The sequence below is a fragment of the Pseudomonas farris genome, assembly GCF_019145235.1.
GTDB lineage: Bacteria > Pseudomonadota > Gammaproteobacteria > Pseudomonadales > Pseudomonadaceae > Aquipseudomonas > Aquipseudomonas farris.
This window is the reverse complement of sequence record NZ_JAHSTV010000002.1, coordinates 305,029-318,139: the sequence shown is the minus strand read 5'-3', so window position 1 is coordinate 318,139 and position 13,111 is coordinate 305,029. Positions and strand designations below refer to the sequence as shown.

The window sequence follows — 13,111 nt, the reverse complement described above, 5'->3', positions numbered from 1 at the left end:
AACACCGCCCCTGACTATTTTTTTCCTGTAGGAAAACTTACCTCGCCCAACCACGGTCTACAGAACCGCAAATTGAGTGATTTATCTCCAGAGGTTCTAAGCAGATGGCAGCAGTACTCGTCGGTCAGTTCCATGCAAGAGACGCGGAAGGCCGCGTTTATTCCGTGCATGAGTTCCAGGAATCCACCCCGTCGCACGACGGCCTCGCCGGCTCGGTGCCTGTCACCACCTATAAGCTGGCCATTGGCGACCGGCTCAACAAACTCGACGACAACGAATTTGTGCTGGTGCAATCAGGCGTCACCCTCACTCGCGAACCTGAAACGAACGTGGCCTCATAACCCGCTGTTATGAGCAGAAGTCATATGCGCGCACTTGAGTTAGGATTCAGTGACTGACTCCCTCACCTGCTGAACATGGACTTCACGCATGCGTTTACGTCATATCGAAGTGATCCAGGCGCTCCTGCAGACCGGTCACCTGGGCACCGCCGCCGAATGGCTGCAGCTGCCGGTGGCCGAGGTTGAACGCACCCTGCGTGATGCCGAGGATCAGTTGGGCTTCATGCTGTTCGCCAGCGTGCGTGGTCGCCTGCAAGCCACGCGCGAGGCGCGGGAGTTGCAGGTCGAGATCGCCCACGTCTACGAAGCCCTCGAGCCGGTCCAGCGACTGGCCAGCAGCCTCAAGCAATATTTGGCCCCGCCCCTGCGAATCATCTGCACCCCGCCGTTGGCACAACAACTGTTGCCACACAGCATTGCGGCCCTGCGCCGACGCCTCCCCGACGCACCTTGCACCCTCCTGAGCCAGCCGACCCGCGAAATTGTCAGAAGCCTGCTGCTGCGTGAAAGCGATCTGGGCCTGAGCCTGCATGACCCGGAGCACGCCGATATCCATTGCCAGGTCATCGCTCAAGGCAAGCTCCAGCTGCTGGCGCCCCATGGCTGGCTGCAACCGAAACAGAAGTACATCTCGCTGCAGGACCTGGCCGGCCAGTCGATGGTAGGCCTGGAAGGTCACGATCCGTTAAGCCCGGCGCTGGACAACAAGCTGCATGCGCTGCGCCCTGCCCCGGTCATCCAGACCCGGGTACAGACTCATCAAATGATGCGCAGCATGGTCGAGGCCGGTGAAGGCCTGGCGATCGTCGACCCGTTTACCGCCCTCGGCGCCAAATCGGCCGGGCTCGATGCCTGCCCACTGGCGCCTGCCGTACCGATCAACGTCTATGCCTTGAGCCTCAAGAGCGCCGAGCCCTCACCGGCCGCTCAGGCGCTGCTGGACATCATCACGGAACAAGCCGTGGCGATGCTGGCGAGCTGAGCGGGTTTTCCAGCGGATTATCGAACAACCGATACCAGAACAGCGCCACCTCAGCGGTGTTCGGATCGATCCCGCGGTAGCGCAGATGATCGATCCCGCCGACCACATAGCCACAGCGCTCATAAAGCCGACAGGCGCCCAGGTTGTTGTTCTGGGTTTCCAGCATGATGCCCGGCAGTTTTTTCTTGCGACTCCAGAACTGCGCCACATCCAGCAGCGACTTGGCCACGCCATGACGGCGCGCCGGAGCATGCACCGCCAATTCGTCGATATGGGCGAAGCCGTTCCAGTTGGTGCTGACCACCAAATGACCCACCGGCTCGTCATCCAGATAGGCCATGAAAATCGCGCTGTCAGTGGCATCGTGAAAACTGCTGAATTCCTCGGGATCGATGCCATAACACTTGCGATACGGGGTGATTGGCGTCACCGGCCACTGCGCCACCGGCTTACCTATTTGCGCGGCACCATAGGCGGCGACTTCAAAACTGAAATCACTGCCCCAGATATAAGCCGCAAACCCCTCATCGGCGACACGCACCGAGAGGCCTGGGTATTTGGGATTCATGACTGGTTGCATACTCGGAAAGGTCCTCATTCCTTGATGCAATCGACGGTGTAGTGCCGTCCATTGCCCTCGTCTTCGTGTTGCAAGCCATGCACATCGGCGACAAATCCGGGGAAACTACTGTCGAACGTACGGGCAAACTTCAGGTAATCGATGATCGAACGGGTCGACTCGGTGAAACGCTCGCCGGGCATGATCAACGGGATCCCCGGCGGGTATGGCACCAGCATTACCGCTGCGATCCGCCCGTCCAGAGCATCGATCGAAACAGCCTCAACCTCCCCGCGTACCAATTGATCATAGGCGTCCGCCGGCTTCATCGCGACTTCCGGCAGTACGGTGTACATGCGTTTGAGGTGTTTGGCCGTGGCGTTGCTGCGATAACAGGCGTGCAATTGATCACACAGATCACGCAAACCCATGCCTTGATAACGGGCAATATTGTGTTGCGCCACGCACGGCAGGCAGTTGGCCAGGCTGACGTTGGCGTCGTAACTGCGCTTGAACTCCAGCAACTCGGTTAGCAACGTGCTCCATTTGCCCTTGGTAATGCCCATGGAGAACAGCACCAGGAAGGAATATAGCCCGGTCTTTTCCACGACCAGCCCGCGTTCCCAGAGGAATTTGCTGACCACCGCCGCCGGAATCCCGCGCGCGCTCAGGGCACCACCTGCCGTCAAACCCGGCATCACCAGCGTGACCTTGATCGGATCGAGCAACACGTAGTCGTCGGTCACGCCGCCAAAGCCGTGCCAATCGGCGTCGGGTTGCAGCAACCAGTCTTCGGTGACCACCTGCTCGATACCTTCGGCCGAAGGTGGTTGCCAGATGGAAAACCACCAGTCATCGGCGGCGATATGCTGACGCAGATTGGCCAGGGCCCGGCGAAAACTCAGGGCCTCGTCGAACATTTCCTGCAACAGCGAACGCCCGGCTGGTCCTTCCATCATCGCCGAGGCCACGTCCAGCGAGGCGATGATGCTGTATTGCGGCGAGGTCGAGATGTACATCATGAACGCTTCGTTGAAACGGTCGCGATCCAGCTGCCGCGCGCCGCCGTCCTGAACATGAATCATCGACGCCTGGCTGAACGCCGCCAGTAGTTTGTGCGTTGAGTGCGTTGTGAACACCAGCGGGCTGTCTTCGCTACGAGAGGTGCCCATGCCGTAACGGCCGGCGAAGAACTCGTGGAACGCCGCGTAGGCGTACCAGGCCTCGTCGAAATGCAGCACCTCGACGCTGTTGCCCAAACTTTGCTTGATCAGCTCGGCGTTGTAACAGAGGCCGTCGTAAGTCGAGTTGGTCACCACCGCCAACTTGACCTTGGGCTCGCGGCCCTGGGTCAGCGGGCTGGCGTCGATCTTGGCCTGGATCGATTCGCGGCTGAATTCGCTCAACGGAATCGGCCCGATAATCCCCAGCTCATTGCGCTCCGGGCACAGGTACAGCGGGATCGCGCCAGTCATGATGATCGAGTGCAGCACCGACTTGTGGCAGTTGCGATCTACCAGCACCAGATCATCGCGGGCCACCATGGAATGCCAGACGATCTTGTTGGCGGTCGAGGTGCCATTGATCACGAAAAAGGTGTGATCAGCGCCGAAATTGCGCGCTGCTCTCGCTTCCGCCTCGGCCAGCGGGCCGGTGTGATCGAGTAGCGAACCGAGTTCCGGTACCGACACCGATAAATCCGAACGCAGGGTGTTTTCCCCGAAAAACTGGTGAAACGCCTGCCCTACCGGGCTCTTGTGATACGCCACGCCACCGCCATGGCCGGGGGTGTGCCAGGAATAATTGGAGTCGGCGGTGTGCTGCACCAGCGCCTTGAAGAACGGCGGCAACAGACCGTCCAGATATTTGCGCGCCGCACGGGCGACCTGACGGGCGAGGAAGGGCACGGTGTCTTCAAACAAATAAAGAATGCCGCGCAGCTGATTGAGCTCGGCCATGGCGTCGGCCGGGGCATTTTCCAGGGTCACCTGCTCACCGAGGGCAAAGATCGGCAGGTCCGGTGCCCGAACCCGTGCCAGGCGGATCAGCTCGGCCATGTTATGTAGAAGATGAGCATTGGTGCTGGCATCTTCGGCGGCAATCAACATGCAAGAGAGGCCGTGATGAGTCGAGGCGACCAGACGCCCTTCGTTGTAATCGACCGCCGAGACGATGCTGAAGCCTTCCTGCTCAAGCTCCCGGGCGATGCCACGCACGCGATCACCGGCAACGGTGTCGGCTTTGATGTCGCGGTGGACGATCAGGACCGGGAATTTCAAATCTTTATACATGGGGCTCGGTGTCCTGAGGCGGCAGACCGTGGCCTGCCAATAACCTCAGGGTAGAGGGTTGAAGCGCATGTGGCGAGCGGGATGCCCTGAAGTGGGGCATTGGTTGCGTTTGCGAAGATCAAAAGATCGCAGCCTGCGGCAGCTCCTACAGGATCGGGGCCACCGTTGATTTGATGCTCGACACGGTTGGCGTAGGAGCTGCCGCAGGCTGCGATCTTTTAAGGCCTTTAGGCCTGAGCCTTGGCCTCAGCCAATTGCTGCCACAGCGACGGAGCGCCGGCGGATTTGGCGATGGCTTCCAGGCGCGCAATGTGCTGGGCCAGATCTTCTTCACTGGCACGGATGATCCGGATCGGCTGACGATCGGCCGGCAGACGACGGATTTCGGTGGCGGAGTTGTCCGCGCCTTCGCCTGAACCATTGCCATCGGACGCATTGCCAGCCAGCGACAGGCTGGTCTGGCCACCCGTCATGGTCAGGTAAACGTCGGCGAGAATCTCGGAGTCGAGCAAGGCGCCGTGCAGCTCACGGCCGGAGTTGTCGACGCCATAGCGTTTGCACAAGGCGTCGAGGCTGTTGCGCTGCCCCGGGTGACGCTCCCGGGCCATCATCAGGGTGTCGAGGATCGAGCAGTGTTGCGTGATGTCCGCGCGATCGTGGTGGCCCATCAGGGCGAATTCGTTGTTGATGAAGCCAACGTCGAACGCCGCGTTATGGATGATCAGCTGCGCGCCCTTGATGAACTCGAAGAACTCATCGGCGACTTCAGTGAAACGCGGCTTGCCCACCAGGAATTCGTTAGTGATGCCGTGGACGCCGATGGCGCCCTCATCACTTTCGCGATCCGGTTGCAGGTAAACGTGGAAATGCCGGCCGGTCAGGCGCCGACCGATCAACTCGACACAACCGATTTCGATAATCCGGTGGCCGTCGGTCACCGGCATGCCGGTGGTTTCGGTATCGAGTACAACGGATCTGGTGGCCATCAGTGCTCAGCTCTCAACGGGTCAATCGTGCAAAAGCGGCGATGTTAACACGCTCGCAGGATCGTCAACGACCGGTATTCAGACCAGCAACTGACCGCCGTGATTTGATGCTGTGATTCCTTGAGGGGCCGGGTTTGCCCGCGATGCGCCCTGCCAGGAACACCGAGTCGTGGCCTTCGCGAGCAAGCCCGCTCCCACATTTGATCGCATTCCCGTGAGAGAACTCGGTCGAATGTGGGAGCGGGCTTGCTCGCGAAGAACGATGACGCGGTGCATCGGTAGAACCGGAATCAAGCCTGCTTGTACCCACGCACTTCATCCACGCCACGGTTGGCCAGTTGGTCGGCCCGTTCGTTGCCGTGATGGCCGATGTGCCCGCGCACCCATTTCCAGGTGACGTTGTGGCGGTTAACCTGCTCGTCGAGCAGCTTCCACAGATCGGCGTTTTTCACCGGTTCCTTGGCCGCAGTTTTCCAACCGCGCTTCTTCCAGTTGGCCATCCACTCGTTGATGCCTTTCATCACGTATTGGGAGTCGGTCACCAGCAGCACATCGCAGGAGCGCTTGAGTTCTTCCAGGCCGCGAATCGCGCCCATCAACTCCATGCGGTTGTTGGTGGTGTTGGCTTCGCCGCCCCAGAGTTCTTTTTCAACGCCCTTGCACACCAGCAACGCGCCCCAGCCGCCCGGACCTGGGTTGCCCTTACAGGCGCCATCGGTGAAGAGTTCTACGCTATCGCTCATGCCAATCTATCCAGAAAATGCGGTGGCTCGCCGATCGGTGACCGACGATGCCCGAGGCCGGGGCGAACCCGGCCGGGAAAATAAAATATGTATTACGGTTCGAGGTGACGACGGTTGACCTTGGCCATCGGCAACGGAATCAGCTTGCCCATCGGTTCGCGTCGTTCCTGACGCACCGGCCGCAGGCCCACCACGATCTTGCGCGCGACCAATAAATAGAAGCCACCACCCGACAACTGCCAGTCACCGGCCTTGCGCTCCCAACCGGCCAGACGGGCTTGCCAGGCAGGCGACGCAAGCGGCGGACGATAGCACCCGAAGCGGCGTTTCTCCAGCGCGAAGCCCAGCAGGTTCAGCCAATCGCCAACCCGCGACGGCGAAATGCAACGGGCCTTGCGCAAGGCGTCATGGGCGAACACATGACGCAGCCCCCAGCTGCTCCAGGGATTGATCCCGACAATCAGCAGATGCCCGCCGGGGCGCACGCTGCTTGCCGCTTCGCGCAGCAAACCGTGGGGCGACAGGCAGAAATCCAGCCCGTGCTGCAACACCACCACATCGGCGGCGTGCTCGCTCAAAGGCCAGGCTTGCTCTTCGCAGACGATCTCGACCCCCGGTAACGGCGCACCGAGCCGCACATTGCGCTGGACCTGCGGCGCCGATGGCGGTGTCTGCGCCGAGGGGCCGTAATGCACCAGATAGCCGCCGAAGAAGCGCCCCAACTCGTCTTCGAGCATGCGTCGTTCTTCGTCCAGCAGAAATTGCCCGATGGGCCCGGACAGCCATTCACGGGCCGCGCTGATCAATGTCAGCCACTCAGGATCGGCCTGAGCGAACGCTTTATCGGTCATTGCATTCTCCAACGCGCCAGGAAGTTCTAAGATGCGCCAATGTTTTCTGCTTGGCGAATCCGACGATGATACAGATCAGTGCCCTGCCCGCCTTCACCGACAACTACATCTGGTTGTTACAAGACCACAACACCCAGCGCTGCGCCGTGGTCGATCCGGGCGATGCCGCGCCAGTACAAGCCTGGCTCGCGGCGCACCCGGGTTGGGTGTTAAGCGATATTTTGATCACTCATCACCATCATGACCATGTCGGCGGCGTCGAGCGGCTGAAAAAAGCGACAGACGCGACAGTCTACGGCCCGGCCAGCGAAAGCATCCCGGCGCGGGACGTGGCGCTCAAGGACAATGACCGCATCAACGTGCTGGGCTGGGACTTCGACGTCATCCAGGTGCCGGGCCATACCCTCGGGCACATCGCCTTTTATCACCAGGGCCATTTGTTTTGCGGCGACACCCTGTTCGCTGCCGGTTGCGGACGGTTATTCGAAGGCACGCCCGAGCAAATGCATCACTCGCTGAGCCGCCTCGCAGCGCTGCCCGAAGACACGCTGGTCTACTGCACTCACGAGTACACCCTGAGCAATCTGAAGTTCGCCGCAGCAGTCGAACCGAACAACCCCGATACCCTCGAACGACTGGCCAAAGTCGCCCGTCAACGCGAAGCCGGAATCATGACGCTGCCTTCGACGCTGGCACTGGAAAAGCTCACCAATCCGTTTTTGCGTACCGGCGAAACATCCGTTCAAGAAAAAGTGGACGAACGGAACGGACCCGACAACCGGGCTCCGAGTGCGGTTTTTGCGGCTCTTCGAGCTTGGAAAGATACGTTCTAGGGAGGCTGCTTGATGATACGAAAATTCTGAATGGTTGACCGCAGGGGGTGCGCTTTCTAGAATCGCCCGACATTTTTGCCCGGAACTTACTTCCAGCCAATGTCGTCACCTATTCGTAAAGCCATCAATTCAGACGCATTGACCCGCTTGGCTCAAGCCATCGCGGTGGCTGTGTCCGCCACTTTGGCGGGCTGTTCCAGCCATGTGCCGCAGACCGAAGCGACACACACTCCGAATATTGCCGCTCGAGCCAAGCAAAAACCCATCTGGCTCAGCGAAAAACCAACACCGCAAATACCGCAGGACGTCTGGGAGCGCATGCGCCAGGGCTTCCAGTTGCAGGACAATCTGGGCGTCAACCCGCGCATCGAGCAACAGCGCCTGTGGTTCGCCAGTAACCCGTCCTTCCTCGAAAATGCCGGCGAACGCGGCAGCCTCTACATTCATTACATCGTCGAACGCCTTGAAGAACGCAACATGCCGCTGGAACTGGCGCTGTTGCCGGTGATTGAAAGCGCCTACAACCCGATGGCCTATTCCCGGGCCGACGCGGTGGGTCTTTGGCAATTCATTCCTTCCACCGGGCGTTACTTCAACCTGCGTCAAACCCGCTTCTATGATGGCCGTCGCGACATCACCGCCTCGACCACCGCGGCCATGGATTACCTGACCCGCCTGCACGACATGTTCAACGGTGACTGGCTGCTGGCCCTGGCAGCCTACAACGCTGGCGAAGGTACGGTCAGCCGGGCCATCGAGCGCAACGAACGACTCGGCCTGCCGACCGACTACTGGAACCTGCCGCTGCCAGCGGAAACCCAGGCCTATGTGCCTAAGTTGCTGGCCCTGTCGCAAGTGGTATTGGCGCCCGAAGCCTATGGCGTGAACCTCAACCCGATCGCCAACGAACCGTACTTCCAGGTCGTCGAAATCAACCAGCGTATGGACCTGTCCAAGGTTGCCGCGGTGGCCAACATCGACGAAGACGAACTGTTCCAGCTCAACCCGGCCTTCAAGCAGCGCACCACCATCGACGGCCCCCAGCATCTGCTGGTGCCAACGTCCAAGGCGCAACTGCTGACCGCCAGCCTGTCGACCATGCGCCCTGACGAGCTGATCAGTCAGCGATCGCTCAAACCAGTGTTCGAAGGCGCAGACGACCGCGAAGTCGCCAGCCTCAAGCGCGCCTACCGGGTCAAACGCGGCGACAATCTGGGCACCATCGCCAAGGCCAACAAGGTCGACATCAAGGACCTGCAACGCTGGAACAAACTGACCGGCAAGAACCTCAAGGTCGGCCAGACCCTGGTGATGCAGGACACCACCAAGCGCAAATCCGGGCGCGTCAACACCGTGGTCGCGGCGAACAGCAAGGCGAACGGCAAGGCGAACGGCAAGGTAACCAACAAGACGCAAAAGACCCAATACAAGGTCAAGCAAGGCGACTCGCTGTACATGGTCGCCAAACGCTTCAACGTTGAAATGCAGCACCTCAAGCGCTGGAACCCTCGGGTTGGCCAGGCGCTGAAGCCGGGGCAAATGCTGACGGTTGCTTCGCCGAATTAAGCTGGTTCAGGCAATGGGGGCTTTTTGTGGCGAGGGGGCTTGCCCCGTTGGACCGCGAAGCGGTCCCAAAACCTGTAATTGCATTTCAACAGACACACCGCGTCAGCCGCCATCGCGCCTGCTTCGCAGCCGAACGGGGGCAAGCCCCCTCGCCACAGGTTTTGCGCTTGCAGGCCAATCCTCTCGACAATTAACAACGCATTACCCCCCCGTCTTTTTCCTGTCGATACAAGCTGTTACTGTACGGCCCACAAAGCCCAAGCCGCCTGGATCGGATCTCTGACTTGAAGCGTCCCCTCCTTCTGCTCCTGATCAGCCTGGCCTTGAGCTCCCCCGCAAGCGCGACGATCAGCGAAAGCCATGGTTATGCGCAGTTCGGCACGCTCAAGTACCCGGCCAGATTTACCCACTTCGACTGGGTCAACCCGCAAGCGCCCAAGGGCGGTACGTTGCGGGTGATGGCGTTTGGCACCTTCGATACGCTCAACCCTTACACATTCAAAGGCTCAAGCCCGGTTTCCACCGGCAACTTCCTGCAATACGGCATCAACGAACTCAATGAACCGTTGATGGTCGGCACCGGCCAATACGCGCCGTCCGGCGATGAGCCGACCTCCAGTTACGGCCTGATAGCCCAATCGGTGGAATACAGCGAAGACCGCAGCTGGGTGGTGTTCAACCTGCGCCCCGAAGCGCGTTTCCACGATGGCACGCCGATTACCGCTTACGACGTGGCGTTCTCTTACCGTCTGCTGCTCAAGGAAGGTCATCCGCAATACCGCACCAACCTTCAGGAAGTGTCGCGGGTGGATATCCTCAACCCACGGCGTATCCGCTTCGTCTTCAAGCGCGCCGGCAATCCGCTGCTGATCCTGCGCCTGGGCGAGTTGCCGGTGTTGTCTCAGCATTACTGGGAAGGTCGCGACTTCAAGGCCACCACCTTCGAGCCGCCATTGGGCAGCGGGCCGTATCGCATCACCTCGGTAACGCCCGGGCGGCAGATCGTCTTCGAACGGGTTAAGGATTATTGGGGCAAAGACCTGCCGGTCAATCGCGGCAAGTACAACGTCAATCGCATGGAAGTCGAGTTCTACCGTGACAGCGACGTGGCTTTCGAAGCGTTCAAGGCCGGTGAGTTCGACATCTACATCGAACACCAGGCGAAGAATTGGGCCAACGGTTACAACTTCCCGGCTGTGCGCCGCGGCGATGTGATCAAGGCGCAAATCGCGCATCAGATCCCGACCCAGAGCCAGGGCCTGTTCATGAATACCCGGCGACCAGCTTTCGCCGAGGCCAAGGTCCGCGAAGCGCTGGGGCTGATGTTCGACTTCGAGTGGACCAACCGCACGCTGTTCAGCGGCGCCTACAAGCGCGCCATGAGCTATTACCCCAACAGCGAGTTCTCCGCCACCGGGCTACCGGTGGGTCACGAGTGGCTATTGCTCAAGCCCTATCGCGATCAGTTGCCCGCCAAGCTGCTCACCGAGCCGTTCAGCCTGCCGCAGACCGAAGGCCGCGGCATTCCGCGGGAAACCATGCGCAAGGCCCTGGAGCTACTCGCCGAGGCCGGCTGGAAGCTCAGCGGTCAGCGGCTACAGAACACCATCGGCCAACCGTTGCGCTTCGAGATCCTGCTGGTCAACCCGAACCTGGAACGCATCCTTCAGCCTTACGTCGAGAACCTCGCCAGCATCGGTATCGACGCACGGCTGCGCACGGTCGATCGCGCTCAGTACAAACAGCGCCTCGATCAGTTCGATTTCGACATGATCCTGATGACCCTCAACCAGACCCTCAGCCCGGGTCTGGAACAATGGCAGTACTTCCACTCCAGCCAGGTCGGGGTCAAGGGCAGCAAGAACTACGCCGGTATCGCCAACCCCATAGTCGACCATTTGCTCGAACAACTGCTCGCCGCCCAGACCCGCGATGCACAAGTCGCCGCCGGCAAGGCGCTCGACCGGGTGCTGCTGTGGCAGCACTACATCATTCCCAACTGGTACCTCAATTATCACCGCCTGGCCTACCGCAACCGGTTCGCCTTCGTCACCACGCCGCCCTACACCCTGGGCCTGAGCGCGTGGTGGTTGAAATCTTCGGAGAAAGATCGATGAAACCCGTACGCGCCCTGCTCTTGCAGGCCAGCGGTCTGTTGTTCGCCGGGCTGGCCTGTGCCGCCCCGCAACATGCCCTGACCCTGTACAACGAGCCGCCGAAATACCCGGCCGATTTCAAACATTTCGATTACGTAAACCCTGACGCGCCCAAGGGCGGGATCTTTCGCCAGGCCGGGTTCGGTGGCTTCGACAGCCTCAACCCGTTCATCAACAAAGGCGTGCCGGCCGACGACATCAGCATGATCTACGACACCCTGGCCAAACAGGGTCTGGATGAGCCGTTTACCGAATACGGCCTGATCGCCGGCAAAATCGAAAAAGCCCCGGACAACAGCTGGGTGCGTTTCTACCTGCGTCCCGAAGCACGCTTCCACGACGGTCACCCGATACGTGCCGAAGATGTGGTGTTCAGCTTCCAGACCCTGATCAAGGACGGCGCCCCGCTCTTCCGCGGCTATTACAGCGACGTGGAAGAAGTGGTCGCCGAAGACCCGCTCAAAGTGCTGTTCAAGTTCAAGCATAAAAACAACCGTGAGTTGCCGCTGATCCTCGGCCAGTTGCCGGTGCTGCCCAAGCATTGGTGGGCGACCCGCGACTTCAACAAGGGCAATCTGGAACTGCCGCTGGGCAGCGGCCCGTACAAAGTCAGCGAAGTGAAGGCCGGACGTTCGGTGCGCTATGAGCGGGTCAAGGATTACTGGGGCAAGGACCTGCCGGTCAATCGCGGCTTCTACAACTTCGACGTACTGACCACCGACTACTACCGCGACAACACTGTCGCGCTGGAAGCGCTCAAGGCCGGTCAGTTCGACTACTGGCTGGAATCGGCCGCGAAAAACTGGGCCAAGGCCTACAACATTCCGGCGGTGACCGAAGGTCGGCTGATCAAGGAAGAAATCCCGAACGGCAACCCCACTGGCATGCAAGGCTTCGTATTCAACCTGCGCCGCCCGGTGTTTCAGGACGTGCGCGTGCGTCAGGCACTGACCCTGTTGCTGGACTTCGAATGGACCAACAAGCAACTGTTCAACGGCGCCTACGCGCGCACCCGCAGTTACTTCGAAAACTCGGAAATGGCTGCCACTGGCCTGCCGGACGCCGATCAACTGGCGATCCTCGATCCGTTCCGCGGCAAGATTCCCGAGCAAGTGTTCAGCGAAGCGTTCCAGAACCCGGTGACCGACGCCAGCGGCATGATCCGCACTCAGCAGCGCAAGGCCTATCAACTGCTGCAAGAGGCCGGCTGGCGGATCGTCGACGACAAGATGGTCGACGCCACCGGCAAACCGGTGACCATCGAGTTCCTGCTGGCCCAGACCGAGTTCGAGCGGGTACTGTTGCCGTTCAAGCGCAACCTCAGCGACCTGGGCATCGATCTGGTGATCCGTCGGGTCGACGTCTCGCAATACATCAACCGCGTGCGCTCCCGGGACTTCGACATGATTGTCGGCAGCTTCCCGCAGTCCAACTCGCCCGGTAACGAACAGCGTGAGTTCTGGATGACCGACGCAGCCGACAAACCCGGCAGCCGCAACTCCATGGGCCTGAAAGACCCGGTGGTGGACCAACTGGTCGAGCAACTGATCAATGCCGATTCGCGGCAAAGCCTGGTGGCCCACGCCCGGGCGCTGGACCGGGTGCTGCAATGGGGCTATTACGTGATCCCCAACTGGCACATCAAGACCTGGCGCGTAGCGTACTGGAACCACATCGGCCACCCAAAGGTTTCGCCCAAATATGACATCGGCATCAGTACCTGGTGGGTCAAGCCCGACGCGTCACTGCCGATAGAAGTCGAAACCAAACTGCAAGCCGACCCTGCGGGCACGGAGTAATCAG

The 13,111-nt window shown here is 60.3% G+C and carries 11 protein-coding genes; 6 read left to right on the top strand and 5 right to left on the bottom strand.

The genetic code is table 11. The annotated features are described in order from the left end of the window. Nucleotides 1-104 precede the first annotated feature (104 nt). Nucleotides 105-341 (top strand): hypothetical protein, encoded by a 237-nt coding sequence (locus KVG95_RS04750; RefSeq protein WP_052964268.1) that lies wholly within the window; start codon nucleotides 105-107, stop codon nucleotides 339-341. Nucleotides 342-429: 88 nt separating this feature from the next. Continuing rightward, nucleotides 430-1,323 carry a LysR substrate-binding domain-containing protein gene (locus KVG95_RS04745; protein ID WP_217854710.1) on the top strand — a complete coding sequence of 298 codons (894 nt, stop codon included), beginning with the start codon at nucleotides 430-432 and terminating at the stop codon, nucleotides 1,321-1,323. Here the strand turns inward: KVG95_RS04745 and KVG95_RS04740 are convergent. The 5 genes from KVG95_RS04740 to KVG95_RS04720 form a co-directional block, all read right to left on the bottom strand. Next, nucleotides 1,289-1,903 carry a GNAT family N-acetyltransferase gene (locus tag KVG95_RS04740; protein ID WP_052964266.1) on the bottom strand — a complete coding sequence of 205 codons (615 nt, stop codon included), beginning with the start codon at nucleotides 1,901-1,903 and terminating at the stop codon, nucleotides 1,289-1,291. The two genes, KVG95_RS04745 and KVG95_RS04740, sit on opposite strands and share 35 nt — an antisense overlap. A 14-nt stretch (nucleotides 1,904-1,917) precedes the next feature. Further along, a complete protein-coding gene (locus KVG95_RS04735; RefSeq protein WP_217854709.1) occupies nucleotides 1,918-4,173 on the bottom strand; it encodes an Orn/Lys/Arg family decarboxylase in 2,256 nt (751 codons plus the stop codon). Between the two features lie 227 nt (nucleotides 4,174-4,400). After that, nucleotides 4,401-5,159 (bottom strand): DNA polymerase III subunit epsilon, encoded by a 759-nt coding sequence (gene dnaQ, locus KVG95_RS04730; RefSeq protein ID WP_052964264.1) that lies wholly within the window; start codon nucleotides 5,157-5,159, stop codon nucleotides 4,401-4,403. 290 nt (nucleotides 5,160-5,449) lie between these two features. Continuing rightward, nucleotides 5,450-5,902 (bottom strand): ribonuclease HI, encoded by a 453-nt coding sequence (rnhA, locus tag KVG95_RS04725; RefSeq protein WP_003180633.1) that lies wholly within the window; start codon nucleotides 5,900-5,902, stop codon nucleotides 5,450-5,452. A gap of 92 nt (nucleotides 5,903-5,994) precedes the next feature. Next, on the bottom strand, nucleotides 5,995-6,753 hold the full coding sequence (locus tag KVG95_RS04720) for a methyltransferase domain-containing protein (protein WP_052964263.1): 759 nt from the start codon (nucleotides 6,751-6,753) through the stop codon (nucleotides 5,995-5,997). A 65-nt stretch (nucleotides 6,754-6,818) separates the two neighbouring features. On the opposite strand from KVG95_RS04720, the gene gloB reads away from it, so the two are divergent. The 4 genes from gloB to KVG95_RS04700 all read left to right on the top strand — a co-directional run bounded on the left by gloB (nucleotide 6,819) and on the right by KVG95_RS04700 (nucleotide 13,107). Further along, nucleotides 6,819-7,586, top strand: coding sequence for a hydroxyacylglutathione hydrolase (gloB, locus tag KVG95_RS04715; RefSeq protein WP_217854708.1), 768 nt, complete (start codon nucleotides 6,819-6,821; stop codon nucleotides 7,584-7,586). Nucleotides 7,587-7,685: 99 nt separating this feature from the next. Then, on the top strand, nucleotides 7,686-9,152 hold the full coding sequence (locus tag KVG95_RS04710; RefSeq protein ID WP_217854707.1) for a transglycosylase SLT domain-containing protein: 1,467 nt from the start codon (nucleotides 7,686-7,688) through the stop codon (nucleotides 9,150-9,152). A 284-nt stretch (nucleotides 9,153-9,436) separates the two neighbouring features. Further along, entirely contained in the window at nucleotides 9,437-11,269 is a 1,833-nt protein-coding gene (locus tag KVG95_RS04705) for an extracellular solute-binding protein (protein WP_217854706.1), read from the top strand. Continuing rightward, nucleotides 11,266-13,107 carry an extracellular solute-binding protein gene (locus KVG95_RS04700; RefSeq protein WP_217854705.1) on the top strand — a complete coding sequence of 614 codons (1,842 nt, stop codon included), beginning with the start codon at nucleotides 11,266-11,268 and terminating at the stop codon, nucleotides 13,105-13,107. The genes KVG95_RS04705 and KVG95_RS04700 overlap by 4 nt, the downstream gene beginning before the upstream one ends. The last annotated feature ends 4 nt before the right edge of the window (nucleotides 13,108-13,111 follow it).

Coding starts and splice junctions, on each gene's coding strand:
- KVG95_RS04735 (WP_217854709.1), bottom strand. CDS start 4,173: ATGTATAAAGATTTGAAATTCCCGGTCCTGATCGTCCACCGCGACATC.
- KVG95_RS04750 (WP_052964268.1), top strand. CDS start 105: ATGGCAGCAGTACTCGTCGGTCAGTTCCATGCAAGAGACGCGGAAGGC.
- KVG95_RS04740 (WP_052964266.1), bottom strand. CDS start 1,903: ATGCAACCAGTCATGAATCCCAAATACCCAGGCCTCTCGGTGCGTGTC.
- dnaQ (WP_052964264.1), bottom strand. CDS start 5,159: ATGGCCACCAGATCCGTTGTACTCGATACCGAAACCACCGGCATGCCG.
- KVG95_RS04700 (WP_217854705.1), top strand. CDS start 11,266: ATGAAACCCGTACGCGCCCTGCTCTTGCAGGCCAGCGGTCTGTTGTTC.
- KVG95_RS04745 (WP_217854710.1), top strand. CDS start 430: ATGCGTTTACGTCATATCGAAGTGATCCAGGCGCTCCTGCAGACCGGT.
- KVG95_RS04710 (WP_217854707.1), top strand. CDS start 7,686: ATGTCGTCACCTATTCGTAAAGCCATCAATTCAGACGCATTGACCCGC.
- rnhA (WP_003180633.1), bottom strand. CDS start 5,902: ATGAGCGATAGCGTAGAACTCTTCACCGATGGCGCCTGTAAGGGCAAC.
- KVG95_RS04720 (WP_052964263.1), bottom strand. CDS start 6,753: ATGACCGATAAAGCGTTCGCTCAGGCCGATCCTGAGTGGCTGACATTG.
- gloB (WP_217854708.1), top strand. CDS start 6,819: ATGATACAGATCAGTGCCCTGCCCGCCTTCACCGACAACTACATCTGG.